At 61.2% G+C, this 24,137-nt stretch carries 25 protein-coding genes; 17 read left to right on the top strand and 8 right to left on the bottom strand.

Annotated features, from left to right (window positions below; all coding sequences use genetic code 11):
• Positions 1-1,256: choline-sulfatase (gene betC, locus JWQ61_RS06445; protein WP_304359801.1), on the bottom strand; the 1,256-nt coding region annotated here is incomplete at its 3' end.
• Positions 1,257-1,363: 107 nt separating this feature from the next.
• Here betC and JWQ61_RS06450 point away from each other — a divergent pair.
• Positions 1,364-2,284, top strand: coding sequence for a LysR substrate-binding domain-containing protein (locus JWQ61_RS06450; protein ID WP_304359802.1), 921 nt, complete (start codon positions 1,364-1,366; stop codon positions 2,282-2,284).
• Here JWQ61_RS06450 and JWQ61_RS06455 read toward each other — a convergent pair.
• Both JWQ61_RS06455 and JWQ61_RS06460 read right to left on the bottom strand, forming a co-directional pair.
• Entirely contained in the window at positions 2,281-3,348 is a 1,068-nt protein-coding gene (locus tag JWQ61_RS06455) for a mechanosensitive ion channel family protein (protein WP_304359803.1), read from the bottom strand. The genes JWQ61_RS06450 and JWQ61_RS06455 overlap by 4 nt on opposite strands.
• A 63-nt stretch (positions 3,349-3,411) precedes the next feature.
• A complete protein-coding gene (locus JWQ61_RS06460; RefSeq protein ID WP_304359804.1) occupies positions 3,412-3,891 on the bottom strand; it encodes a GNAT family N-acetyltransferase in 480 nt (159 codons plus the stop codon).
• 238 nt (positions 3,892-4,129) lie between these two features.
• Here JWQ61_RS06460 and JWQ61_RS06465 point away from each other — a divergent pair, with 238 nt between their 5' ends.
• The 7 genes from JWQ61_RS06465 to JWQ61_RS06495 all read left to right on the top strand — a co-directional run bounded on the left by JWQ61_RS06465 (position 4,130) and on the right by JWQ61_RS06495 (position 9,366).
• Positions 4,130-4,852 (top strand): GntR family transcriptional regulator, encoded by a 723-nt coding sequence (locus JWQ61_RS06465; protein ID WP_304359805.1) that lies wholly within the window; start codon positions 4,130-4,132, stop codon positions 4,850-4,852.
• 1 nt (position 4,853) lies between these two features.
• Positions 4,854-5,642: a transporter substrate-binding domain-containing protein gene (locus tag JWQ61_RS06470; RefSeq protein WP_304359806.1), complete on the top strand. Its 789-nt coding sequence runs from the start codon at positions 4,854-4,856 to the stop codon at positions 5,640-5,642.
• A gap of 36 nt (positions 5,643-5,678) precedes the next feature.
• On the top strand, positions 5,679-6,359 hold the full coding sequence (locus tag JWQ61_RS06475) for an amino acid ABC transporter permease (RefSeq protein ID WP_304359807.1): 681 nt from the start codon (positions 5,679-5,681) through the stop codon (positions 6,357-6,359).
• Positions 6,356-7,012 carry an amino acid ABC transporter permease gene (locus JWQ61_RS06480; RefSeq protein WP_014005386.1) on the top strand — a complete coding sequence of 219 codons (657 nt, stop codon included), beginning with the start codon at positions 6,356-6,358 and terminating at the stop codon, positions 7,010-7,012. Before JWQ61_RS06475 ends, JWQ61_RS06480 begins: the two co-directional genes overlap by 4 nt.
• Positions 6,993-7,721, top strand: a complete 729-nt coding sequence (locus JWQ61_RS06485; RefSeq protein ID WP_304359808.1) for an amino acid ABC transporter ATP-binding protein — start codon at positions 6,993-6,995, stop codon at positions 7,719-7,721. Before JWQ61_RS06480 ends, JWQ61_RS06485 begins: the two co-directional genes overlap by 20 nt.
• A 113-nt stretch (positions 7,722-7,834) precedes the next feature.
• Positions 7,835-8,890: an adenosine deaminase gene (locus JWQ61_RS06490; protein WP_304359809.1), complete on the top strand. Its 1,056-nt coding sequence runs from the start codon at positions 7,835-7,837 to the stop codon at positions 8,888-8,890.
• Between the two features lie 218 nt (positions 8,891-9,108).
• Positions 9,109-9,366, top strand: coding sequence for a DUF1488 family protein (locus JWQ61_RS06495; protein WP_304359810.1), 258 nt, complete (start codon positions 9,109-9,111; stop codon positions 9,364-9,366).
• Positions 9,367-9,426: 60 nt separating this feature from the next.
• Here JWQ61_RS06495 and JWQ61_RS06500 read toward each other — a convergent pair whose 3' ends face one another.
• Entirely contained in the window at positions 9,427-9,867 is a 441-nt protein-coding gene (locus JWQ61_RS06500; protein ID WP_304359811.1) for a multidrug/biocide efflux PACE transporter, read from the bottom strand.
• Positions 9,868-9,974: 107 nt separating this feature from the next.
• On the opposite strand from JWQ61_RS06500, the gene JWQ61_RS06505 reads away from it, so the two are divergent.
• Positions 9,975-10,844: a LysR family transcriptional regulator gene (locus JWQ61_RS06505; protein WP_304359812.1), complete on the top strand. Its 870-nt coding sequence runs from the start codon at positions 9,975-9,977 to the stop codon at positions 10,842-10,844.
• A gap of 60 nt (positions 10,845-10,904) precedes the next feature.
• The gene (locus JWQ61_RS06510) at positions 10,905-11,063 is read left to right on the top strand and encodes a hypothetical protein (protein WP_014005380.1); all 159 of its coding nucleotides are present in this window, start codon (positions 10,905-10,907) and stop codon (positions 11,061-11,063) included.
• A gap of 620 nt (positions 11,064-11,683) precedes the next feature.
• On the opposite strand, the gene JWQ61_RS06515 is transcribed toward JWQ61_RS06510, so the two are convergent.
• The gene (locus JWQ61_RS06515) at positions 11,684-12,727 is read right to left on the bottom strand and encodes an oxidoreductase (protein ID WP_304359813.1); all 1,044 of its coding nucleotides are present in this window, start codon (positions 12,725-12,727) and stop codon (positions 11,684-11,686) included.
• Between the two features lie 197 nt (positions 12,728-12,924).
• A complete protein-coding gene (locus JWQ61_RS06520; RefSeq protein WP_304359814.1) occupies positions 12,925-13,287 on the bottom strand; it encodes a hypothetical protein in 363 nt (120 codons plus the stop codon).
• Between the two features lie 187 nt (positions 13,288-13,474).
• On the opposite strand from JWQ61_RS06520, the gene JWQ61_RS06525 reads away from it, so the two are divergent.
• On the top strand, positions 13,475-13,696 hold the full coding sequence (locus JWQ61_RS06525) for a hypothetical protein (RefSeq protein WP_041741441.1): 222 nt from the start codon (positions 13,475-13,477) through the stop codon (positions 13,694-13,696).
• Positions 13,697-13,799: 103 nt separating this feature from the next.
• Here the strand turns inward: JWQ61_RS06525 and JWQ61_RS06530 are convergent, their stop codons facing one another.
• Together JWQ61_RS06530 and JWQ61_RS06535 are read right to left on the bottom strand one after the other, a co-directional pair.
• Positions 13,800-14,048: a hypothetical protein gene (locus JWQ61_RS06530; RefSeq protein WP_014005376.1), complete on the bottom strand. Its 249-nt coding sequence runs from the start codon at positions 14,046-14,048 to the stop codon at positions 13,800-13,802.
• A 76-nt stretch (positions 14,049-14,124) separates the two neighbouring features.
• The gene (locus JWQ61_RS06535; RefSeq protein WP_304359815.1) at positions 14,125-14,826 is read right to left on the bottom strand and encodes a 4'-phosphopantetheinyl transferase; all 702 of its coding nucleotides are present in this window, start codon (positions 14,824-14,826) and stop codon (positions 14,125-14,127) included.
• 530 nt (positions 14,827-15,356) lie between these two features.
• On the opposite strand from JWQ61_RS06535, the gene JWQ61_RS06540 reads away from it, so the two are divergent.
• From JWQ61_RS06540 to JWQ61_RS06565, 6 genes are all read left to right on the top strand, one after another.
• On the top strand, positions 15,357-17,042 hold the full coding sequence (locus tag JWQ61_RS06540; protein WP_304359816.1) for an MFS transporter: 1,686 nt from the start codon (positions 15,357-15,359) through the stop codon (positions 17,040-17,042).
• Positions 17,043-17,286: 244 nt separating this feature from the next.
• On the top strand, positions 17,287-18,498 hold the full coding sequence (purT, locus tag JWQ61_RS06545) for a formate-dependent phosphoribosylglycinamide formyltransferase (protein WP_304359817.1): 1,212 nt from the start codon (positions 17,287-17,289) through the stop codon (positions 18,496-18,498).
• 93 nt (positions 18,499-18,591) lie between these two features.
• On the top strand, positions 18,592-20,202 hold the full coding sequence (gene nadB / locus JWQ61_RS06550) for an L-aspartate oxidase (RefSeq protein ID WP_120236544.1): 1,611 nt from the start codon (positions 18,592-18,594) through the stop codon (positions 20,200-20,202).
• A 96-nt stretch (positions 20,203-20,298) separates the two neighbouring features.
• Positions 20,299-21,519, top strand: a complete 1,221-nt coding sequence (locus tag JWQ61_RS06555) for an MFS transporter (RefSeq protein ID WP_304359818.1) — start codon at positions 20,299-20,301, stop codon at positions 21,517-21,519.
• Positions 21,520-21,599: 80 nt separating this feature from the next.
• The gene (locus tag JWQ61_RS06560; RefSeq protein WP_304359819.1) at positions 21,600-22,913 is read left to right on the top strand and encodes an MFS transporter; all 1,314 of its coding nucleotides are present in this window, start codon (positions 21,600-21,602) and stop codon (positions 22,911-22,913) included.
• A 76-nt stretch (positions 22,914-22,989) separates the two neighbouring features.
• The coding region (locus JWQ61_RS06565; protein WP_304359820.1) for a glutamate carboxypeptidase at positions 22,990-24,137 on the top strand (1,148 nt) is incomplete at its 3' end.

Here is a 24,137-nt window from a genome sequence, read left to right on the forward strand (position 1 = left end):
TCCAGCTCGTCGGGATCGCGCGCAAGATCGTAGAGCTGGTCGGGATCGACCGGCGAGTGGATGAACTTGTAGGGGCCGCGCCGTATCATCACGATCGGCGCCAGCGCGCCCTCGCCGCAATACTCGCCGATCACTTCGTCATGCCCGGGCCTGCCTTGCAGGTGCGGCAGCAGGCTGCGGCCGTCGATAGTTTCGGGATACGGCGGCGCGGCGCCGTCGAAAGCGAGGTCAACCAAGGTCGGCAAGATATCGGCCAGCGAAACCGAGGCCGCCACCCGCTGCGGCCGGAAGCGCTCCGGTGCATGCACGATCAGCGGTATGCGGGCGGCGCCTTCGAAGAAATTCATCTTGTACCAGAGTCCGCGCTCGCCCAGCATGTCACCATGGTCGGCCAGCAGCAGGATGACGGTGTCGCCGGCCATGCCGGTCTGCTCCAGCGTATGCCGGATGCGGCCGATCTGTTCGTCGACATAGGAAACCGCGCCGTAGTAGGCACGGCGGGCGTTGCGCACCTGCTGTTCCGTGACCGGCGTGCGGTCCATGTCGCTAACGTGGCGCAGGCGCCGGGAGTGCGGGTCGAGCTGCCCGGGGGCCAGGTTTACCCGCGGCATGTCGATGTCTTCGTCCCGGTACAGGTTCCAGTATTGTTCGGGGATGGCGTAGGGGTCGTGCGGGTGGGTCATCGAGACCAGCATGCAAAACGGGCGGTCATCGCCATCGCGTGCGATATCGAACAGTTTCTGGCGGGCGGCGGCGACTACCTCTTCGTCGAAATCGAGCTGGTTGGTGCGTATGCACGGCCCGGCGTCGATCACCGAGCTCATGTTGTGGTACCAGCTGGGGCGCTGTTCCGGATGGTCCCAATCAGGGGTCCAGCCGAAATCCGCAGGATAGATATCGGTGGTCAGGCGCTCTTCAAAGCCGTGCAACTGATCGGCGCCGCAGAAATGCATCTTGCCGGACAAGATGGTGCGGTAGCCGGCGTGGCGCAAATAATGGCCGAAGGTCAGCACCTCCGCCCCCAGCTCGGCGGCATTGTCGTAAGCACCGATCGCCGAAGGCAGCTTGCCCGCCATGAACACGTAGCGCGACGGCGCGCACAGCGGACTGTTGGTGTAGGCGGAATCGAACACCACGCCATCCTCCGCCAGCGCGTCGATGTTGGGTGTCTTGCAGACCCGGTTGCCGTAAGCCGCCAGCGCGGCAGGCGCCAGCTGGTCTGCCATCAGGATCAGGATATTCGGCTTGCGGCTCATTGTTTCTCTCTCCTGGCATTGATTGGCTTTATGTGACGAGTTAGTCTAGCATCGTGATTTCATGGGTGTGAAGCCCATAAATCGTTATGTAACCATAAAGAGAGCTTATGGCTAAGCCACACCGCCTGCCACCCTTGCAAAGTCTGGTGTTCTTCGAAGCCGCGGCCCGTCACTTGAATTTCACTGCGGCGGCGCAGGAACTCGGCACCACCCAGCCGGCGGTCAGCCACCGCATCGGCTTGCTGGAAGAAAATCTGGGCGTACCTCTGTTCAAGCGCGCCCACCGCGGCGTCTCCCTGAGCGCCGACGGCGTGCGCCTGTTCGAGGCAGTGCACGAAAGCCTGGGCACCATCGGCAGCGCCGTGACGCAAATCCGCGCGCAGCGTTCGCGCCGGGTGCTGACGGTAGCGACCGACTTCGGCTTCGCGGCGTATTGGCTGATGCCCCAGCTGGGCGCCCTGCGCAAACTGGTGGCCGACCTCGACGTGCGCATTGTGACTTCGCAAAAGGCTTTCGATATCCGCGAGGAAGCGGTCGACATAGCGATCGCTTTCGGCGCCGGCCAGTGGCCGGGCTGCGAGGCGGAGCTGCTGTTCCCCGAAATCGTGATTCCGGTATGCAGCCCAGGTTTCTTGGCCAGCCATGCCGCAGGCGAAGATATCGGCAGACTGACGGCATTGCCGTTGCTGCACCTGGAAAGCGAGGAGCCGACGCGCTGGCTGAGCTGGGACAGCTGGTTCGCCCGGCACCAGCTGGCGGCCAGCGACGGCGCACACGACCTCAGCTTCAACAACTACCCGCTGGTGATCCAGGCCGCCATCGCCGGACAGGGCCTGGCGCTGGGCTGGCTGCCGCTGGTAGAGGACTTGCTGCGCAGCGGCCAGCTGGTGCGCGCCGCCGCCAGTCCGGTGCAGACCGATAATGGCTACTTTCTGGTGCGCCCCAACGCGCAGCGCACGACAGCCGCTATCGACCTGTTCCGCCAGTGGATCATCGGCGAGTGCGGCGATCCTGCCGCAACTACCTAAGCGGCAGGCTGGGGATCGAGGGCCGCACGCAACCGCGGCAGGCTGTCCAGATAGTTTTCGGCGATGAAAGCAAGCATGGCTTCGCGGATGGCGCAGCGCAGGTCGAAGGCGGTGCCGGAATCCCTGGCGCTGACCAGCAGCCGCAATTGCATGGCGCGTTCATTGGCGTCGGTCACGTGCAAGACGCAAACCCGGCCGTCCCACAAGGAAGATTGCTTGCATATGCGCTCGAACTCGGCGCGCACGGCCGGCACCGGGACGCCGAAATCCAGCCACAGGAACACCGTGCCGAGAATGGTGGAAGAGGTATGGGTCCAGTTCTCGAAAGGATTTTCGATAAACCACTGCAAGGGCACGATCAGGCGCCGTTCATCCCAGATCCGCACCACCACGAAGGTGCCGGTGATTTCCTCGACCCGCCCCCACTCGCCCTGGACGATCAAGACATCGTCGATGCGGATCGGCTGCGAAAACGCGATCTGCATGCCGGCGATGAAGTTGCCCAGCACCGGCCGCGCCGCAATCCCCGCGACCAGGCCCGCCACCCCGGCCGAGGCCAGCAGGCTGGCGCCGAACTGGCGCGCGCCGGGCAAGGTCAGCAAGACGAAACCCAGGCCAAGCAGCGCCGCAATGAAGTAGGCGCTGCGCGTCAGCACCCTGGTCTGGGTCAGGATGCGGCGCGCTTTCAGGTTGTCGGCGGCGCTGACCGGGTTGAGCTGGACAACGGTGGCGCTCAAGGTGCGGATGCAGCGCATCGCCAGCCAGGTCAAGGCGATGATCAGCGCCACCGAGGTCAGGTAAGACAGCGGCACCAGCCATGGCGTATCGTCCGGCGCCCCGGTCAGCACCAGGCGCACCGCGAACAGCATCAGGCACACCTGGCTGGCGCGGTAAGCGATAAAGCTGGCGTTGGTGATGTAAGGCCGGTTGCGCACCAGCCGCCGCAGCAGCATGATACCCACGCGATGCAGCACGCCGGCCAGTATTGCTGCCAGCAGGGCGGCGCCAAATACATACAGGCTGGTTTCCAGATATTGCAACTCGGGGAAAATGCTCAGATTCATCCGTCGGCTCCCATTGGTAGATCGAATCCGGCGCCGCTCGCGCTGATCCCCGCTGGCGTCGGACTAGAGTTTTTTCTGCATCAGCATGGCTTTGCCCATGGCCGGATCGAGTTCGTAGCCGGCAAACCCGGTCGACTTGTACAGCGCCTGGGCGCGCTGGTTGCCTTCCAGCACTTCGAGCGTGATCTTGCAGCAGCCCAGGCCAAGCGCCACCTGCTCGACCTGCGCCATCAGCAGCTTGGAAATCCCGCGGCCGCGAAATTTCCCCGCAACCGCCAGGTCATGGATGTTCAGCAGCGGCTGGCAGGCGAATGTCGAAAATCCCTCGATGCAGATCGCCACTCCGGCCGGCTCGTCATCGACAAAAGCCAGCACCACGTGGACATCGTTCCTTTTGCTGATGGCGGCGATCAGGTTGCTTTTGACGAAATCGGCGAGCTGCTGGCCGCCGCCCATGGCATCCATGGCGTAGCCGTCCAGCAGTTCCACGATGGCGCTGGCGTGGCGGGCATTGGCAAAATCGGCGTTCACTATCTGAGTCATGTTCTTGGTCCTGGTTCAGTATTGATTGATGTTTCCGATTTTATATCAGCGGCGGGCAATGCCTCGCAGATGCCGAATAAGGTGCCAAAAAAGCGCAGCCGCGCCCCTTTTTAGTGACCTTAAGTGACAATAAGCGGCAGCGCTAACCAATTTGGTGAACTGATACACCAATCTTGTATATCAGATCGGTGCATCAGTCCGGAAAGGCGCCTGGCATACGACTTGCTGATACAGCAGCATGACCGCCGCTGCCAAATCGTCCACCCAAATCGCCGAACGGATTACCGAAGCGATGCTGGCGCGCAAGCTCGCCCCCGGCACCCGGCTGGGAGAGCAGCAGTTGGCGGAACTGTTCGGCGTCAGCCGCACCCAGATCCGCGAAGCCCTGACGCGCCTGGTGACGCGCGGCATCGTCACCGTCAGCGCCCGCCGCGGCTGGTATGTGATCGAACCGACCCCGGAAGATGCGCGCGACGCTTTCGAAGCGCGCCGTGTGCTGGAGCTGGGGCTGCTGCGCCATGCACGGCCGATCAGCGCCGACGCCATCCGTAAGCTGCGCCAGCATGTCGAGCGCGAACAGGCTTCGCTGGAAGGCGAAGATGTCGCCACCCGTAGCTTCCTTTTGGGCGATTTCCATGTCTGCCTGTGCGAATCGTTCGGCAATACCTTGCTGGCCGACACCCTGCGCGACCTCACTACCCGCACCACCCTGACCGCCATGCAATACCAGTCGTCGCACCACGCCCGGCAATCCTGCGCCGAACACGTCGGCATCGTCGCCGCGCTGGAAGCCGGCGACCTGGAGCTGGCCGAACAACTGATGCACAACCATTTATGCAATGTCGAAGCAGGCCTGGACCAATCGCTGCGCAGCGATTCCCTGTCGCCGCTACGACAGGCGCTGGCTCCGCTTTCCGAGAATGCCGTCTTTGCAACATCACCCCCGCTGAAGGAGTTTTAACATGAAGTTTCCAAAAATTTTGTTCGCCTTGGCCGCCGCCGCTACCCTCTTCAGCAGCATGAGCAGCACGGCAAGGGCCGATGCGCTTGACGACATCGTCAAGAGCGGCGTACTGAAGGTCGCCGTGCCGCAGGATTTCCCGCCGTTCGGTTCGGTCACCAGCGACCTCAAGCCGCAGGGCCTGGATATCGATGTCGCCACCCTCATCGCCAAGAAAATGGGGGTCAAGATCGAACTGATCCCGGTCACCAGCGCCAATCGCGTGCCCTATCTGCAAACCAAGAAAGTCGACCTGATCATTTCCAGCCTGGGTAAAAACCCGGAACGCGAAAAAGTGATCGCCTTCAGCGACGCTTACGCCCCGTTTTATAACGGCGTGTTCGGCGGCGCCGACCAGAAGGTCAGCAGCGCGGCCGACCTGGCCGGCAAGACCGTGGGCGTGACCCGCGGCGCGGTGGAAGACCTGGAACTGACCAAGATCGCTCCCGCCAGCGCCACCATCAAGCGCTATGAAGACAACAACGGCACCATCAGCGCCTTCCTCTCGGGCCAGGTGCAGCTGGTAGCGACCGGCAACGTGGTGGCGGCAGCGATCATCGCCAAGAATCCGCCGAAGAAACCGGAAACCAAATTCCTGATCAAGAATTCGCCATGCTCGATCGGCCTCAGCAAGGACGAACCGAAACTGCTCGAGAAGGTCAACGCGATCCTGGCGCAGACCAAGAAGGACGGCGAACTGAATGCGCTGAGCGTGAAGTGGCTGGGCCTGCCTTTGCCGGCCAATCTGTAAGCGCTGCTTGCCGCATCGACTAGCTTAAGGCGAGACATGAGTTATCAATTCGATTTCCTGGCGCCGTTCGATTATCCCGCCGTGCTGGTCAAAGGCGTGCTGGTGACGATCGAACTGATCGCCATCGGCGGCGTGCTGGGCATTGCAGTCGGCATCTTCGGCGCCTGGGCCCGCACTCAGGGACCGCGCTGGCTGCGGCCGCTGGTCAGCGCCTATGTTGAGCTGATCCGTAACACGCCGTTCCTGATCCAGCTGTTTTTCATTTTCTTCGGGCTGCCGGGGATAGGCGTGCAGATCGGTGAAATGCAAGCGGCGCTGCTGGCGATGGTGATCAATCTCGGCGCCTACAGCTGCGAGATCATCCGCGCCGGCATCGCCGCCGTCGCCCGCGGCCAGGTCGAAGCCGGCCTGAGCCTGGCGATGACCAGGATGCAGATATTCCGGCATGTGATCCTGCCCCCTGCCCTGCAAAAAATCTGGCCGGCGCTGTCGAGCCAGGTAGTGATCGTGATGCTCGGCTCCGCCGTGTGTTCGCAGATTGCGGTGGAAGAGCTGGCGTATGCCGCCAACTTCATCCAGGGCCGCAACTTCCGTTCGTTTGAATCCTACCTGCTGTCGACCGCGATCTACCTGCTGCTGGCGATCGGCCTGCGGCAGCTGCTGCGGCTGGTCGGCGACCGCCTGTTCGGCCGGCCCGCCGCCAAGGAGGCCACATGATTACGTTCTCTGTCTGGGATATCGTCCGCAACCTGCTGCTGGCGCTGCGCTGGACGGTCTTGCTGTCGCTGGCGTCGTTTGCCCTGGGCGGCCTGCTGGGTCTGATCGTCCTGTTCATGCGGACCTCGAAGCAAGCCTGGCTGCGCCGCCTGACCAAGATGTACATCGAGCTGTTCCAGGGTACGCCCTTGCTGATGCAGCTGTTCCTGGCGTTTTTCGGCCTCGCCCTGTTTGGCCTGGAAGTGCCGGCCTGGCTGGCCGCCGCGCTGGCGCTGACTTGCTGGAGCAGCGCCTTCCTGGCGGAAATCTGGCGCGGCTGCGTCGACGCCATCCCGCGCGGCCAGTGGGAAGCATCGTCTTGCCTGGCCATGAGCTACATGCAGCAGATGCGCCATGTGATCCTGCCGCAGGCGCTGCGCATCGCGATTCCGCCTACGGTCGGTTTCAGCGTGCAGATCGTCAAAGGCACGGCGGTGACCTCCATCATCGGCTTCGTCGAACTGTCGAAAGCCGGCACCATGATCACCAACGCCACGTTTCAGCCGTTCACCGTGTATGCACTGGTGGCGCTGATGTATTTTGCGCTGTGCTGGCCGCTGTCCAAATACAGCCAGTCTCTGGAAAGGAAATTCAATGCCGCTAATCGCCATTGACAACGTAAAAAAAAGCTTCGGCGACAACCAGGTGCTGAAGGGCATCAGGCTCGATGTCGAAGCCGGTGAAGTGATCGCCATCATCGGCAAGAGCGGCTCGGGCAAGAGCACCCTGCTGCGCTGTATCAACGGCCTGGAAAGCATAGACGAAGGCAATATCAGCGTCGCCGGCGCGCACCTGGGCAAGACTGAGGTGGAGCTGCGGGCGCTGCGCCTGAAGGTCGGCATGATTTTCCAGCAGTTCAACCTGTTTCCGCACCTGACGGTCGGCCGCAACGTGATGCTGTCGCCGATGATCGTCAAGGGCAGCACGGAGAGCGAGGCGCGCAAGTCGGCGCAGGAAAACCTGGCGCGGGTCGGCCTGGCGGAAAAATTCGACGCCTACCCGGACCAGCTGTCCGGCGGCCAGCAGCAGCGGGTGGCGATTGCACGCGCCCTGACGATGCAGCCGCAAGCCCTGCTGTGCGACGAAATCACCTCCGCGCTCGACCCGGAACTGGTGAACGAAGTATTGGCGGTGGTGCGCGGGCTGGCGGAGGAAGGCATGACCTTGCTGATGGTGACCCATGAAATGCGGTTTGCGCGCGAAGTCTGCGATCGCGTGGTGTTCATGCACCAAGGGAAAGTGCATGAAATCGGCCCGCCGGAAGAGATTTTCGCCAACCCCAAGACCATCGAACTGCAGCAGTTTCTGGGCGCGTCGCATTGAAGAAAAGTTGACCGGAAATTGGGAAACGGAGGGAGCCGTATCGCAATTCTGTAAAATTGAGGATTAGCTCCTGATTTACTCCTGATTTTCTCCCGTTAACCGTGGACGTACACATGAATTCAATCAGCACCACCCCGCCGCTCGCCGCGGACCTGATCTCCTTCATCGAAGGTTTGCCAAAAGCGGAACTGCACCTGCATATCGAAGGCACGCTGGAACCTGAATTGCTGTTCGCGCTGGCGCAACGCAATAATGTCGAACTGCCATACGCCTCGGTAGAAGAACTGCGCGCCGCCTACGCCTTCAGCGACCTGCAATCGTTCCTCGACCTGTATTACGCCGGCGCCGCGGTGCTGCAGACCGAACAGGATTTCTACGACATGACGATGGCCTACATAGCCCGCTCGCGGGCAGACAATGTGCGCCACTCCGAGATTTTCTTCGATCCGCAAACCCATACCGAACGCGGCATCGGCATCGACGTCGTGTTCGCCGGCATCGCCCGCGCCCTGCGCGAAGCGCGCGACAGGCATGGTTTCAGCAGCGCCATGATCATGTCCTTCCTGCGCCACTTGTCGGAAGAAGAAGCGTTCGCCACCCTGGAGCAAGCGCTGCCCTTGCGCGCCCAGTATCGCGACCTGTGGATAGGCATAGGCCTGGATTCGGCTGAACGCGGCAATCCGCCGGAAAAATTTGCCCGCGTCTTCGCGCGCTGCCGCGAGCTCGGTTTCCACCTGGTGGCCCACGCCGGTGAAGAGGGTCCGCCGGAATACGTCCGGGACGCCCTCGATGTATTGCATGTGGAGCGCATCGATCATGGCGTGCGCAGCGAGGAAGATCCGGCCCTGATGAAGCGGCTGGCGCAGCAGCGCATTCCACTGACGGTGTGCCCGCTGTCGAACCTCAAGCTGTGCGTGGTCGACGACATGCGCAAGCACAACCTGGCGCGCATGCTGCACGCCGGCCTGGCGGTCACCGTCAACTCCGACGATCCGGCCTATTTCGGCGGCTACATGAACGCCAATTTCCTGGCGGTGGCGGCTTCGCTGCGCTTGAGCCGCACCGAACTGGTGATGCTGGCGCGGAATGCGTTCGAAGCGACATTCCTGCCGGCAGCCGCTAAACAGCAGCTGTTGCTGGAGCTGGACGGCTACTGCATGGCGCACTGATCCGGCAGCCTCTCCAGCTGCAGCCCGCAAGCCGGCGCGGCAAAAAAAGCCCGCATACCTGATATGCGGGCCATACATGACAAATCTGCCCCTGCACCAGCGCCGGCCCTGTATTGTCCTTGCCAGCCGGCCGGTTTCCGGGCACCATGGATAAGCAGCCAGATAGCCTGCCCTATCGATCCCGTCTGACTCTGCGCAACCGTATTATCGTGGAGACCATGATGGACAACGTACTTGCCGCACCTCGCCTGACCAACGCCGGCATCCTGTTTTCGGTGACGGTCGAATTCCAACAGTATCAGTGCCTGGTGCCAGCAACCACACTCTCAGACCTGTCGCATTCGAAAGACCCCAAGCTCGATTTGCTCGATACCTACCGGGCTTTCCAGACAAAAATCGAAGGCGTCGCACGGCGCCTGATCGGCGCCGGCATCATCGGCAAACCGCTGGTGATCGGCAGCGGCTATTTCCAGTAATTCCAAGGCAAGCCCAGCTACTTCGTTCCATCGCATGCATTACATGCAAGCGATGGATTGTCACGAGCCGGCAAACATGCGTTTCTTCAGCAGGGAAGCGCGCAGCTTGTCGTACGCCAGGTTGAAGACAAAGGTGTAAGGCAGGAAAAAAAGCAGCAAGCCGATGTCGAGGATCAGCGCGTCGAGCAGGCTCATGTCCAGCCACCATGCCACCAAAGGCACCACTATCGCCACCAGCCCGGCTTCGAATGCGGTAGCGTGCACCATCCGCATCGCCATGGTGCGGACCAGGCGCCAATGGCGCTCGATGCGGTCGAACAGGCTGTTGAAAATCATGTTCCAGGTCATCGCCACCAGCGAGATCATCAGCGTCAGCAAACCCGCGTGCGCCATCGGCATCTTCATCACCCACGACAATACCGGCGCGGTCAGCCCCACCGCCAGCACTTCGAAAATCAGCGCGTGGACAGCACGCTCGCGCCATGTTTTATTCGCATTCATATAACCTCCATTGCTCAGAAATATCTGATGGGGCTATTTTCTTCGATTTTCCTGATACTATAAAACTAATAACCATCGGATAAACCGATATATAGGAATCAGCAGCCATGCGCCATTCCCTGGAAACGCTCTTCATGTTTGCCGAAGCCGCCACGCTGGGTTCGTTTTCCGCCGCGGCGCGCAAACTGGGCAAACAGCAGTCCACCGTCAGCGAGGCGATCGCCAACCTGGAAATCGACTTGGGATTGACCTTGTTCGACCGCAGCACCCGCCGCCCGACGCTGACCGAGCAAGGCCGGGCCATGCTGGTCCACGCGCAGCAGGTGATGGAGGCCGCCGACCGGCTGGAACGGTCGGCGCACCGGCTGGCGGACGGACTGGAGCCGCAACTGACGCTGGTGCTGTCCGACACCTACCAGTCGGACCGCTTCGAGCATATCCTCACCAGTTTCGAACAGCGCTACCCCGAGCTGGAGCTGGAATGCATGATTGCGGAGCGTAACGACGTGGTGTCTTTGGTGCAGGAAGGACGCGCCAACCTGGGACTGGTGGCGGCGCAGGCAGATTATCCGCCGGATATCGGCTTTGAATCGGTGCCGGACCGCTCGGCGATCGGCCTGTATGTCGGCAAGCAGCACCCGCTGGCAACAGCCAGGCACATCTCAACCGAGATGCTGCACGCGGCGCGCGAATTGCGCCTGAGCACCTTTGCCGACGATGCAGTACAGCGCCGGCGCGGCAAATGCTGGACCGCGTCCAGCTACCTGCTGCTGCTGGAAATGACAGAACTGGGTTTTGGCTGGGCCGAACTGCCGCACTGGATGGCCAAGCGTTTTGCCGCCGGCAGCCTGCTCGAATTGCAGGTGCGCGGCTGGCCGAAAAGCATACAGGTGGACGCCGTATGGTCGCGCCAGCGCGGACTGGGACCGGCCGGCAGCTGGCTGCTGGATACCCTGATGGCGCGCCAGGAAAGCTGAAACAGCGTAGCTGGCGCGAATTTTGCTGCTATCGGGTATCACTCGAAAGATAGACAAAAAATGTTAATCATCCTCGCCTCCATCACTTTTGCCGCCCTGCTCGCCGCTTTCCTGCTGCACAAGGAACTCAAGACACGCGGTTTCCTGTCGAGCTACAACCGCAATGCCCGTTCTGACGCGCGATTGCAACGTAGCCGCACGATCAAGCCGCACCAGTGAGGTCCGCAGACAGCAGGGACGTGTGATAGTTAATGTCACTAAGCGTCACTGCCTGACAACAAATCGCCAGCCGGGGACAAGCCGCCTGGCTTGATTTCCCTTTTCCGACAGGCAAAAAAAAGCCCGCAGAGCCTTGCGGCGCGGGCTGAATCCAAACCATAGGGGGTTGGAGGAGACGAATCCACTATAAGGTGAAATATGGCGCACCGCAATATAGTAAAAATACGGTACCAAACGTGAAAAAACCTGCGACCGTGAGGTAAGCAGGTTTTCATATTCTTCAATACAGGAGAAGATTCCCGAAACCCAGTCCTATCTGGAAAGTGGCCCCGACGTGTAACGAATCTACTCTTGTATTGGCCCGGATCGCTTTAAATTTCTTCATCCGCGACAGGCAATTTTAGAACTATACACAGATCTTCCAAGAAATGCAAGCTAAAGCTAGAGGCTGTGCATTTACTACAAATCCCGCAGGCAAAAAAAAGCCCGCTAAACCTTGCGGTGCGGGCTTGAATCCAAACCTTAGGAGGTGTTGGAGGAGACAGGTGCAACTATATAGACCCGGCCCGAGGACAGCCAATTTATTTAACGCATAACAGTTATTCACCCGGATGATAGCGTTACCATCCAATAGCCGAATAAGGCAGGCGGCGGCCTTCCGCGGCGCTTTGGCGCGCCAGCTCGAGGATTTCGGCAACGCCGACCGCGGCATCCACAGTGACCGGAAACGGCGCACCATCCTGGATCGACGCAGCCAGCGCCCGATAAAATTCAACGTAAGCGCCATCCAGGGTAGCCAGTTCGCCACGCAGGTCAAGCTCGCCTTCGACTTCCCTGATCAGGCCCGGCGGGTTTTTGCCCCAGCCCAGCTGCCCGGGGCGCAAACCGGCCTTGAGCTGGTCTTCCTGGCTGTCGAGCCCGGTTTTCAGATAACTGCCGCGGCGGCCGTGGATCGTGAAACGCGGCGCTTCCAGCGCGCTCAGGGCGCTGGCGTGCAATACCACCTGCTTGTCCGCATAGCCCAGCTGCAGATGGACATAGTCATCGGCCTTGGCCTGTTCACGGTAGGTGCCGATAGTCGCGCTGACGTTTTGCGGGGCGCCAAACAATGTCAGCGCCTGGTCGACCAGGTGCGGCCCAAGGTCATACAACAGGCCGCCGCTTGCGGCGTTCTCGCGCCAGCGTTGCCGCACTGCGGGCCGGAAACGGTCGAAATGCGACTCGAAATGCGTGATGTGGCCAAGCCGGCCGCTAGCGATCAGCGCCTGCACGGTGCGGAAATCGCCGTCCCAGCGCCGGTTATGGAACGGCGCCAGCAGCAGCTTGCTGTCGGCGGCCGTGCGCGCCAGGATGCGCGCCTCTTCCGCGCTCAGGGTGATCGGCTTGTCGACCACCACATGCTTGCCGGCAGCCAGCGTGCGCCGGGCGAACTCAAAATGGGTGTCGTTCGGCGTCGCGATCACGATGCAGTCGAGTCCGCCATCGGCCAGCAAGGCGTCGAGATCAGCAACGATGCGCGCTTCCGGCCAAGCTTGGGCGGCGGCCTCGGCCTGGCTGCTGGCGATCGCACTGAGCGCGGTGCGGCCCGAGTGTCCGATCAGCGGCGCATGGAAAGTGGCGCCGGCAAAGCCGTAGCCTAAAAGGCCTATGTTCAGCATGGGCATGGTTTTCTCCGTGGATTCATGATGGATTCAGCCCGGAAGGCCAAATAAGCCATCGCTCAAAGTTACCCACAGAAATTGTGGACAGTCCTGTGGATAACCTGCAAAGATTTTAATCAAGTGTTTGATTTATATGATTTTTTACTAAGCGCACAAGCTTGATACTCCGGGCATAACTTCGGCGGCCGCTTTATGGCCGCTCAAGTAGCCGAAGAATCAATATCCGCCAGGGATTCGCGCCCTTTTTCGGTGATATCGTAACCGTCGCCGGCAGGCCGGGCGCTGACATGCCCTTTCTTGCCGAGGAACATGGCGACATCTGCCGCCAGCTTGGCGCCAGGATCGCTGGCCACGGCGCGCAGGCCTTCTATGCAATTCCTGATGAACAGCGTCTGCTGCCCTTTGTCGGTCAATGACAGGCCGCCGTTCTTTTCATATGCAATGTACTTCAGTCCGGCCAGGCGCTTGGTATTCCTTGCCACACAAGCAGTCACCCTGCCGTGCGCCCCTTTGCGGATCTGTTCCAGGGCGTCGTATTCATCTCTTGTCAAACCGTCGTTCATTACTGCTTCCTCTGTAGAATTTGCTTGCTGCGACCCTCATGGTACGCGCCGCGGAGGATAGCGGCAATGGATAGCGGCCAGGCGGGCAGGCGCGATGCCGGACGAATGCATTGATTACTACAATCGTTAAATAAAATCTGGTATCGTAACCGCAGGTATTCCAACCTCGCGCACAAGGAGACATTTTATGGATTTAACAGAAAAATTCGACGCCAAAGGCAAAGAAACAGGGAACGCCTATCATGTCGAGTGCTATAAAGACTCGATTGAAAGAGCTGCTGCAAACGGCACCGTCGCTTCCCTGCCGGGACGTGAAATCTACAAGCTGGCGGACGGACGTGCGCTGACTCCGTATGCGGAAGGAAAATTCGTGATTGACCAGACCGGTGAAAAAATCGTACGGGTCTAGGCGACCCCATCTAAGCTTTAGCCAACATTCTGAAAGCCTGCGACCGATGAGGAAGCAGGCTTTTTTATTGGAGAAACGGGAATATATCGGAACCGGATCCGCCCTACGCTCGCCCACCATCGCGCAGGGTCCTGATCAGCAGGTCAGCCATGATGTTGCCGTCGAATTCGCGGAAACCGCGCTGGTAAACCAGCGCTCCCACCGCGATCAGCCGGTACAGTTCTTCCTCTGTCAGCTTGTAAGACAATTTTGCGATTTCGTTGGCAAACATCTGTACGATATCGTCGTCGCTGGTGAGCGGTACCTGGCGACTTGCCCTACCCCACATCTCGATGATCTTGGCAGCCTTCATAAAACCCTCCAGAAGACTTTTTATTATAGATGCCGCCTCGCAAATATCTAGGGCCTGGCGCCTATTGCCGCCGATGTCAGAACAGGCACAGCGTCGCTACATTGCCGGAAAAATAACTGTAACGGATGCTGTACAGGCTGCCTTTGACGCATGACGGCGACAAGGTTGCCGCCAGCCTTAGCGTGAGACAGGATTGCTGTCCTTGCAATTCGCACACTTCGGCGTCCAGGAAATCGAAATAACGCCCGACAAAGGGATAAAGCGCCTTGAACAGGCTTTCCTTGGCCGAAAAAACCAGGCTCAGCCAATCTCCGAGGGACAAGCCGGCGGCCTCGCCGATGGCCAGTTCCGGCGTCTTCATCAGGTGTTCATGCAGCGGCTGCGCCGCTTCGTTGGTAAGTATCCGCTCAATATCGATGCCCAACCCGCGCCATTCGCGGCTGGTGGTAGCCACCGCAAGCGCCAGGCCGTCGCCGTGGCTGATCGAGCCCAGGTAGCCGGCGGGCCACAACGGCGCCCGATGCTGGCCGATGGCGAGCGTCGCCTGGTCGTGGCAACCGAGCTTCTGCAGCGCCTCGCGGGCGCAGAACCTGCCGGCGGCGAACTCCACCTGGCGTTTCAGCACTGCCCGCGCCAGGGTATCGGGCAAGACAATGCCGCTGGCCTTAAGCCGGTCCAGTTGTCCGGCATCGATCGTATAACGCAAACCGGCCCGGAAAATGGACTCAGGCATTTCCGGCAAAACAATCTCGGTCAAATCATCTGCTGGAATTTGCATGGGTTTCCGGGGTAAACGGCTGGGGAGTGTGGATAAAACATTATAACGGCCGGAGAACGAAAAACCCGCGCACCTTGCGGCAGCGGGTTGATCGGGATACAACAAAACTGGTGCCGGTGATCGAGGCTACCGGCCAACCTGCTGATGGCAAGACACTCTTCGAAAAACCCTGGCCGGGCTTTATAAGTGAGCACTAAATCAACACATCGTATGCTACCCGACTAACATGACAGCGGCATGACTGCCCCATGACAACTGCCGCTTTTACCCATGCCGGACAGCCGAAAAAAAAGCCCGTGAAACCTTGCGGCCACGGGCTGAATCCAAACTCGGGGAGAGTTGTAGAAGACGTAGCCATTGTAGCGTCTCCAGGATTTCCGCATAGCTGTCAGTGTTGACAGGTAGCAACTTCTCCTTCCCGGCATTTCTCCCACGTAAGTTTCTCGTAAGTTTCAAGCAAGTCCCGCGTAAGGTTTCGCCTGCACACTCCAAGTCAGCTGTACCAAATATAAATAATCAAGGAGACCGGCATGGCCACAACACAACCTACCGCTGGCGGGCTTAAACCTGCTGCACGGGGCATCACACCGGAGGAGCGCAAAGTCATTTTTGCCTCGTCGCTGGGCACCGTATTCGAATGGTATGACTTTTACCTGTACGGTTCGCTGGCGGCCATCATCGCCAAGCAGTTCTTCTCCGGCACCGATCCCAATACCGGCTTCATCTTTGCCTTGCTGGCGTTTGCCGCAGGCTTTATCGTGCGCCCATTCGGCGCGCTGGTGTTCGGCCGCCTGGGCGACATGATCGGCCGCAAGTTCACCTTCCTGGTGACGATCCTGATCATGGGCGCCTCGACCTTCATCGTCGGCATCCTGCCGAACTACGCCACGATCGGCATTGCCGCTCCTATCATCCTGATCACCCTGCGCATCCTGCAAGGCCTGGCGCTGGGCGGCGAGTACGGCGGCGCGGCGACCTATGTCGCCGAGCATGCGCCGGACGACAAGCGCGGTGCATTCACCTCGTGGATCCAGACTACCGCGACGCTGGGCCTGTTCCTGTCGCTGCTGGTGATCCTGGGCGTGCGTAGCGCCGTCGGCGAAGAAGCGTTTTCGTCATGGGGCTGGCGCATTCCTTTCCTGGTGTCGATCGTGTTGCTGGCGGTATCGGTCTGGATCCGCCTGTCGATGAACGAATCGCCGGCTTTCGCCAGGATGAAGGCTGAAGGCAAGACGTCCAAGGCACCGCTGACGGAAGCGTTCGGCCAATGGAAAAACCTGAAGCTGGTGATCCTGGCCCTGATCGGCCTGACCGCCGGCCAGGCCGTGGTCTGGTACACCGGCCAGTTCTATGCCCTGTTCTTCCTGACGCAATCGCTCAAGGTGGACATGTCAACCGCCAATATCCTGATCGCCCTGGCCCTGCTGCTGGCTACGCCGTTCTTCGTGATCTTCGGTACGCTGTCCGACAAGATCGGCCGCAAGCCGATCATCATGGCCGGCTGCCTGATTGCAGCGTTGACCTACTTCCCGATCTTTTCCGGCCTGACCCACTACGCCAATCCGGCGCTGGAAGCCGCGCTGAAAAATGCACCGGTGATCGTCACTGCCGATCCGGCCACCTGCCAGTTCCAGTTCAACCCTACCGGCACCAAGAAGTTCACATCGTCCTGCGACATCGCCAAAGCCAAGCTGTCGGCAGCCTCGGTGAACTACGAGAACGTCGTCGGCGCTCCAGGTTCGGTGGCCACCATCAAGATCGGCGAAAAGGTCTTGACTTCGTATGACGCCAAAGGCTTGTCGAAAGAAGATGCCGCCGCCAAGGACAAGGCGTTCTCGGCTGAACTGGCCGGCGACATCAAGGGCGCGGGTTATCCAAGCAAGGCCGATCCGGAGCAGATGAACAAGCCGATGGTGCTGTTGCTGCTGTTCATCCTGGTGATCTACGTGACCATGGTCTACGGCCCGATCGCAGCGATGCTGGTGGAAATGTTCCCTACCCGCATCCGCTATACCTCGATGTCCATGCCTTACCACATCGGCAACGGCTGGTTCGGCGGTTTGCTGCCGACCACCGCCTTCGCCCTGGTGGCGTTCAAGGGTGATATCTACTACGGCCTGTGGTATCCGATCATCATCGCCGTCGCCACCTTCGTGATCGGCATGCTGTTTGTCAAGGAAACCAAGGACTACGATATCTACCAGGCCGAGCGCTAATGAAAGATATGGCATATGCTTACGGCTATGCCTGAGCAGCGCAAGAAGAGCCGCCGGATGATTCTGGCGGCTTTTTTCATTTTGCCAACTGTCCTTGCGCCTTGATATTTGCTATTGTCAGGCGCTGGCCGACGATAAAATATCCTCTTTACGAATTTTTTACCGCCATCACCCACCTCACCGATCAACGACTAACAGCAAATTCGCGGCGCAGGGCAACCAGGCGCCGCAGCTCCTTTCCAATATGAAGACACCAATCACACTCGGCACTCCGCTTTCCCCTTCCGCCACCAAAGTCATGCTGCTGGGCTCCGGCGAACTCGGCAAGGAAGTCATCATCTCGCTGCAGCGGCTGGGCGTCGAAGTGATCGCCGTCGACCGTTATCCGAACGCCCCCGGCCACCAGGTCGCGCACCGTTCGCACGTGATCAACATGGCCGACGGCGCCGCGCTGGAAGCGTTGATTGCGCTAGAGCAACCAGATCTGGTCGTGCCGGAAATCGAAGCGATTGCTACCGAAACCCTGGTCGCGCTGGAAGCTGCCGGCAAGGTCACCGTCATCCCCACCGCGCGCGCCGCCTGGCTGACCATGAACCGCGAAGGCATACGGCGCCTGGCCGGCGAAACGCTGGCGCTGGCGACTTCGCCCTACCGCTTTGCCAATAACCTGGACGAACTGAAAGCCGCCTGTTCGGCAATCGGCTTTCCGTGCGTGATCAAGCCGGTCATGTCGTCTTCCGGCAAGGGCCAGTCGAAGATCGACAGCACCGATGAAATCGAAGCGGCCTGGGCCTATGCCGCCGCCGGCGGCCGGGTCGATTCGGGCCGCGTCATCGTCGAAGGCTTCATCGATTTCGATTATGAAATCACGCTGCTGACGGTGCGCGCGCTGCAGCAGGACGGCAGCATCGCCACCCATTTCTGCGAGCCGATCGGCCACATCCAGGTGCAAGGTGATTACGTCGAATCCTGGCAGCCGCATCCGATGCATCCGGAAGCGTTGCTCAGGGCGCGCGATATCGCCAAGAAAGTCACCGACAACCTGGGCGGCCTCGGCCTGTTCGGGGTCGAGCTGTTCGTCAAAAACGAAATGGTCTGGTTCTCCGAAGTCAGCCCGCGCCCGCACGACACCGGCATGGTGACCATGGCCAGTCAGCAGCAAAGCGAATTCGAGTTGCAGGCCAAGGCGATCCTCGGCCTGCCGGTCAACGTCGCCTTGCGCAGCCCGGCGGCTTCGGCTGTCATCTACGGCCAGCATGACGCCAAGGGCATCGCGTTTGAAGGCGTGGCAGACGCGCTGCGGGTACAAGGCGTGGATATCCGCCTGTTCGGCAAGCCGGAATCCTTCGCGCGCCGGCGCATGGGCGTGGCGCTGGCCACGGCCGACGATGTCGAGACCGCGCGCATCAGGGCCAAACAGGCGGCGGCCAAAGTCAAACCGGTAATCGTGGAATAATTGGCGGCACAGCAGCACGGTAGCAGAGGGTAGTAGAGACATCGCCCCAGACCCTGGGGCGGTCCGGATTAAAACAATAACCAAGCATCCATCATGAAATTCGATGTCGCCATTATCGGCAGCGGCCTGGCCGGCCTGTCGGTCGCACTGCATCTTGCCGAAAACAACAAGGTTGCAGTCATCTCCAAACGCGCGCTGCTCGACGGCGCCAGCAACTGGGCTCAGGGCGGCATCGCCGCCGTGCTGGATTCCGGCGACAGTCATGAACAGCATATCAACGACACCTTGGTCGCCGGCGCCGGCTTGTGCGATGAAACCGCGACCCGCTTCATCGTCGAAAACGGCCGCGCCGCCATCGAATGGCTGATTGAACAGGGCGTGCCGTTCACGCCCGACGCCAGCGCCGAGCTGGGTTTCCACCTGACGCGCGAAGGCGGCCACAGCCAGCGCCGCATCATCCACGCCGCCGACGCCACCGGCCATGCGGTGCAGGTGACGCTGGAACAAAAGGTGCGCGCCCACCCGAACATCACGTTGCTGGAAGATCACTACGCGATCGACCTGATCACGTCGAAGAAGGTAGCCACTGGCGAAACCGGCAAAAGCGCACAGCGCTGCCTGGGCCTGTACGCCAAGAACGTCAAGACCGGCAAGGTGCTGACCCTGGCCGCCAACCACACGGTGCTGGCCACCGGTGGCGCCGGCAAGGTCTACCTGTACACCACCAATCCCGACAGCGCCACCGGCGACGGCATCGCCATGGCCTGGCGCGCCGGCTGCCGGGTCGCCAACATGGAATTCATCCAGTTCCATCCGACCTGCCTGTACCACCCGTACGCCAAGTCTTTCCTGATCACCGAAGCGATACGGGGCGAAGGCGGCGTGCTGAAATTGCCGGATACCGAAGGCGCCGATGCCGGCATGCGCTTCATGCCGGCTCACGACGAGCGCGCCGAACTGGCGCCGCGCGATGTGGTGGCGCGGGCGATCGACTTCGAGATGAAAAAACGCGGCCTGGACCACGTCGACCTCGACATCACCCACAAGTCGCCGGAATTCCTGAAAGAACATTTCCCGACCATCTATGCCCGTTGCCTGGAGCTCGGCATCGACATCACTAAGCAGGCGATCCCGGTAGTGCCGGCGGTCCACTTCACCTGCGGCGGCATCGTCACCGACCTGAATGGCCGCACCGACCTGCCCGGTTTGTATGCGGTCGGCGAAACCGCTTATACCGGCTTGCACGGCGCCAACCGCCTGGCCAGCAATTCGCTGCTGGAATGCGTGGTGGTGGGCCGCGCCACCGCCAAGTTCATCGCCCAGCAAGAGAAGCCGAAAGCCGTCCCGCTGCCGGCCTGGGACGAAAGCCGCGTGACCGACGCCGACGAAGAAGTGGTGATCTCCCATAACTGGGACGAATTGCGCCGCTTCATGTGGAACTACGTCGGCATCGTGCGCACCAACAAACGCCTGGAACGCGCCCAGCACCGGATCCGACTGCTCAAGGAAGAAATCGACGAATATTATGCGCACTTCCGCATCAGCCGCGATTTGCTGGAGTTGCGCAACCTGGTGCAGGTGGCGTCGCTGATTGTCGAAAGCGCCTTGTCGCGCCATGAGAGCCGCGGCCTGCACTACAGCCAGGATTATCCGGAAACGCTGGCCAAGGCTTTACCCAGCGTGCTGACGCCGGAGCGGCGCTAACTCGTCCGCGCGCGCGAATTGCGCACCAAGAAACGGAGTGCTCGCTGCCGGCGACGGTGCGACACTTCCGTTCTCCGAGCACACCATAAGAATTCCATGACGTCAAAACTCCCTAGCTCCCTGGTCGCCCTCACCTGGTCCAATCTTGCCGCGCAATCGGCCGAACAGCTCAGCCTGGCGGCCACGCCCATCATGGCAGTGCTGTTGCTCGGCGCCGGGCCGGGCGAGATCGGCACGCTGGCCGCGGTGCAGTCGCTGCCGTTTCTGCTGCTGTCGATTCCGTTCGGCCTGCTGGCCGACCGCACCTCGCGCAAGCGCCTGATGGTGACTGCCGAGGTGCTGCGCATGCTGGCCTTGCTGGGCGTGCTGGCGGCGCTCCTGTCCGGCCATCTTTCGATCGGATTGCTGGCGGTGCTCGGCTTCATCGGCGCTGTCGGCACTGTCGGTTTCAGCGTCGCCGCGCCTGCCATCGTACCGGCGCTGGTAGGACGCGAACTGCTGGCAAAAGCCAATGGCCGGCTGGAACTGGCGCGCAGCGCCGCCTTTGCCGCCGGTCCCGCCCTCGGCGGCGCGCTGACTTCATGGGCCGGCGCCTCGACCGCGTTCGTGCTGGCGGCGATCCTGTCCGGCACGGCCGTCGTGCTGCTGTTGCAACTGCGCGAACCGCATCGCGCGCCGGCAGCGCCGCGCCATCCGCTGCTGGAGCTGCGCGACGGCGCGCACATGGTCTGGCGCGACAACCTGCTGCGGCCGATCCTGCTGACCGCAGTGGCCTGGAACATCTCCTGGTTCGTGCTGCAAGCTGCATATGTACCGTACGCGGTGCGCAAGCTCGGCCTCAGCGCCGGCGAAGTCGGCATGACGCTCGGCGCCTATGGCGTCGGCATGATGCTGGGCGCCCTGCTGACGCCGCGGATAGTGGCCAGGCTGCCGTTCGGCCGCGCGATCCAGATCGGCCCGGCGATCTCGGTGCTGGCGGCGTTCACCATGGTGGCGACGCTGGCGGTGCCGAGCGGCGTGCTGGCGGCCGCGGCCTTCTTCCTGTTCGGCGTCGGCCCGATCATCTGGGTCATCACCTCGACCACGCTGCGCCAGACTGTCACGCCGGGCGCCATGCTGGGACGGGTATCGGCGATTTTCCTCACGGTCAATACCGGCGCGCGGCCGATCGGCGCCGCGCTGGGCGGCCTGGTCGGCGCGCGCTGGGGCGAACCGGCCTGCCTGGTGCTGGCGCTGGCCGGCTTCGTGGTGCAGGCCTGGATCATCTTCGATTCTGAGGTGCGGGTGCTGGAGCGCCTGCCGGCGCCGCTGGCCTAGCTGGTCTAAGCTGGAACAGTGTCGCTTCCGGTTCATCTCGGCTATGCTTGGACTTCAAACTAAAAAAATGAGGAGAAACGATGAGTGCAGCGTCGCAGCAAATCACATCTGCCCCAAGCCCTGCGCAGAACAGCGCCAGGCGCGTGATCTTCGCCAGCTTCATTGGCACCGCCATAGAATTCTACGATTTCTACGTCTACGCAACCGCGGCGGCGCTGGTCATCGGCCCGGTATTTTTCCCGCATGACTCACCGACGGCGCAAGCGCTGTCGGCATTCGTCACCTTCGGCATCGCCTTTATCGCGCGCCCGGTCGGCGCCTTCCTGTTCGGCCATTTCGGCGACCGCATCGGACGCAAATCGACGCTGGTGCTGTCGCTGCTGGTGATGGGCGTGGCCACCACGCTGATCGGTTTCCTGCCGAGTTACGCCTCTATCGGTGCGCTGGCGCCGATCCTGCTGTGCGTGCTGCGTTTTGCCCAGGGCATAGGCCTGGGCGGCGAATGGGGTGGTGCGGCGCTGCTGGCCACCGAATATGCGCCACCGGGAAAACGCGGCAGGTATGGCATGTTCCCGCAGCTTGGCCCTTCGGTCGGTTTCCTGATGGCGAACGGCCTGTTCCTCGCCTTGGCCTTGAGCCTGTCGGATGAGCAGTTCAAAAGCTGGGGCTGGCGCATCCCTTTCATTTTCAGCGCGGTGCTGGTGGTGCTGGGCCTGTACGTGCGGCTGAAGATCGCTGAAACGCCGGTGTTTGCCGCGGCGCTGGAGAAACATCAGCGCGTGAAAGTGCCGGCCGTCACCCTGTTCCAGCATCACTGGCGGCCGGTGATGCTGGGTGCAGTGGCAATGATCGTCTGCTACACATTGTTCTATATCGCGACTGTGTTCTCGCTGTCCTATGGCGTCACCACCCTGCATATCCCGCGCCAGGAATTCCTCGCGTTACTGTGCCTGGCAGTGGTGTTCATGGCGCTGGCCACGCCATTCTCGGCCATGGCCAGCGACCGTTTCGGCCGGCGCCCGGTGCTGATCGTCGGCACGCTGGCGGCGATCGCGGCAGGCTTCACCATGCAACCGCTGTTCGGCAGCGGCAATATCGTAGCGATTGCCCTGTTCCTGATCATCTTTCTGTTCCTGATGGGCGTCACTTTTGCGCCCATGGGCGCCCTGCTGCCCGAACTGTTTCCCACCACCGTGCGTTATACCGGCGCCGGCGTGGCGTACAACATCGGCGGCATCCTCGGCGCATCGGTGGCGCCTTATATCGCACAACTGCTGGCGCAGCGCGGCGGCCTGGCTTATGTCGGCGCCTATGTGTCGGTGGCTGCGGCGCTCAGCCTGGCGGCGGTGCTGTGCATGCGCGAAACACGCGACGCCGACCTGCAGCAGCTCTAACAAAACAAACGTGGTACCTCATTCAAACCAATGGAGACAGAAGTTGAAACAGACAACCTTTTCCCTGAAAAAAAACCTGCTCGCCACCCTGCTTTTCCCGGCACTGGCGTTGAGCGCCGGGCTGGCGCAGGCGGCGCCGGTGGCGCAGGCATACGACCTGGCGCAAAAAGAAAAACCGGCGATGATGGACACCATGCGCGACCTGGTGAATATCGAATCGGGCAGCGGCGACCTTGAAGGCCTGGCCAAGATCGCCGCCCTGATCCGCGATCGCCTGACGCAACTGGGCGGCAAGGCCGAGCTGCTGGACGCGCCGGAAATCTACCGGATGGGCGACACTCCGGAAAAGATCGGACAGATCGTGCACGCGGTTTTCAAGGGCACCGGCAAGCGCAAGATCATGCTGATCGCGCACATGGATACGGTGTACCTGCGCGGCATGCTGAAGGACCAGCAGTTCCGGGTTGACGGCGACAAGGCCTACGGCCTCGGCATCGCCGACGACAAGCAAGGCGTCGCCACCATCCTGCACACCATCGCCATCCTGCAAAAAATCGGTTTCAAGGATTACGACACGTTGACGGTATTGATTAACGGCGACGAAGAAATCAGTTCGCCCGGCGGCCGCAGCCTGCACACCAAGCTGGGCGCTGAACAGGACGCTGTGTTTTCCTATGAAGGCGGCGGCGCCCAGGGCCAACTGCGGCTGGCGACCAGCGGAATCGCCGCTGCCTACCTGAAGGTTGAAGGCAAATCCTCACACGCCGGAGCGGCGCCGGAAAAAGGCATCAATGCCTTGTATGAACTGTCGCACCAGGTGCTGCAATTGAGTTCCTTGTCGCAGCCGGAACGCGGCCTGAAACTGAACTGGACCGTGGCGCAGGCCGGCACCAACCGCAACGTGATTCCCGCCAGCGCCAGCGCACAGGCCGACGCCCGCGCCTTGAAGGTGAGTGACTTCCAGCAGTTGCAGGAACAGCTGCAAGAACGCGTCAAGAAGCAGTTGATCCCGGACGCCAAGGTTCGCCTGACATTTGAAATGCGGCGGCCGCCGCTGGAAACCAACGCCGCCTCGCGCGCCGTCTCGGCTTACGGCCAGAAGATCTACCAGGAACTGGACCTGCCGATGACCGTAGTAGACGTAGCCAGCGGCGGCGGCACCGATGCGGCGTTCGCTGCGTTGAAATCGAAAGGTGCGGTGGTGGAAGGAATGGGGCTGAGCGG

Origin of the sequence: Collimonas fungivorans (assembly GCF_028292705.1) — a bacterium.
Taxonomy (GTDB): Bacteria; Pseudomonadota; Gammaproteobacteria; order Burkholderiales; family Burkholderiaceae_D; genus Collimonas; species Collimonas fungivorans_B.

Coding starts and splice junctions, on each gene's coding strand:
- JWQ61_RS06450 (WP_304359802.1), top strand. CDS start 1,364: ATGGCTAAGCCACACCGCCTGCCACCCTTGCAAAGTCTGGTGTTCTTC.
- JWQ61_RS06455 (WP_304359803.1), bottom strand. CDS start 3,348: ATGAATCTGAGCATTTTCCCCGAGTTGCAATATCTGGAAACCAGCCTG.
- JWQ61_RS06460 (WP_304359804.1), bottom strand. CDS start 3,891: ATGACTCAGATAGTGAACGCCGATTTTGCCAATGCCCGCCACGCCAGC.
- JWQ61_RS06465 (WP_304359805.1), top strand. CDS start 4,130: ATGACCGCCGCTGCCAAATCGTCCACCCAAATCGCCGAACGGATTACC.
- JWQ61_RS06470 (WP_304359806.1), top strand. CDS start 4,854: ATGAAGTTTCCAAAAATTTTGTTCGCCTTGGCCGCCGCCGCTACCCTC.
- JWQ61_RS06475 (WP_304359807.1), top strand. CDS start 5,679: ATGAGTTATCAATTCGATTTCCTGGCGCCGTTCGATTATCCCGCCGTG.
- JWQ61_RS06480 (WP_014005386.1), top strand. CDS start 6,356: ATGATTACGTTCTCTGTCTGGGATATCGTCCGCAACCTGCTGCTGGCG.
- JWQ61_RS06485 (WP_304359808.1), top strand. CDS start 6,993: ATGCCGCTAATCGCCATTGACAACGTAAAAAAAAGCTTCGGCGACAAC.
- JWQ61_RS06490 (WP_304359809.1), top strand. CDS start 7,835: ATGAATTCAATCAGCACCACCCCGCCGCTCGCCGCGGACCTGATCTCC.
- JWQ61_RS06495 (WP_304359810.1), top strand. CDS start 9,109: ATGATGGACAACGTACTTGCCGCACCTCGCCTGACCAACGCCGGCATC.
- JWQ61_RS06500 (WP_304359811.1), bottom strand. CDS start 9,867: ATGAATGCGAATAAAACATGGCGCGAGCGTGCTGTCCACGCGCTGATT.
- JWQ61_RS06505 (WP_304359812.1), top strand. CDS start 9,975: ATGCGCCATTCCCTGGAAACGCTCTTCATGTTTGCCGAAGCCGCCACG.
- JWQ61_RS06510 (WP_014005380.1), top strand. CDS start 10,905: ATGTTAATCATCCTCGCCTCCATCACTTTTGCCGCCCTGCTCGCCGCT.
- JWQ61_RS06515 (WP_304359813.1), bottom strand. CDS start 12,727: ATGCCCATGCTGAACATAGGCCTTTTAGGCTACGGCTTTGCCGGCGCC.
- JWQ61_RS06520 (WP_304359814.1), bottom strand. CDS start 13,287: ATGAACGACGGTTTGACAAGAGATGAATACGACGCCCTGGAACAGATC.
- JWQ61_RS06525 (WP_041741441.1), top strand. CDS start 13,475: ATGGATTTAACAGAAAAATTCGACGCCAAAGGCAAAGAAACAGGGAAC.
- JWQ61_RS06530 (WP_014005376.1), bottom strand. CDS start 14,048: ATGAAGGCTGCCAAGATCATCGAGATGTGGGGTAGGGCAAGTCGCCAG.
- JWQ61_RS06535 (WP_304359815.1), bottom strand. CDS start 14,826: ATGCAAATTCCAGCAGATGATTTGACCGAGATTGTTTTGCCGGAAATG.
- JWQ61_RS06540 (WP_304359816.1), top strand. CDS start 15,357: ATGGCCACAACACAACCTACCGCTGGCGGGCTTAAACCTGCTGCACGG.
- purT (WP_304359817.1), top strand. CDS start 17,287: ATGAAGACACCAATCACACTCGGCACTCCGCTTTCCCCTTCCGCCACC.
- nadB (WP_120236544.1), top strand. CDS start 18,592: ATGAAATTCGATGTCGCCATTATCGGCAGCGGCCTGGCCGGCCTGTCG.
- JWQ61_RS06555 (WP_304359818.1), top strand. CDS start 20,299: ATGACGTCAAAACTCCCTAGCTCCCTGGTCGCCCTCACCTGGTCCAAT.
- JWQ61_RS06560 (WP_304359819.1), top strand. CDS start 21,600: ATGAGTGCAGCGTCGCAGCAAATCACATCTGCCCCAAGCCCTGCGCAG.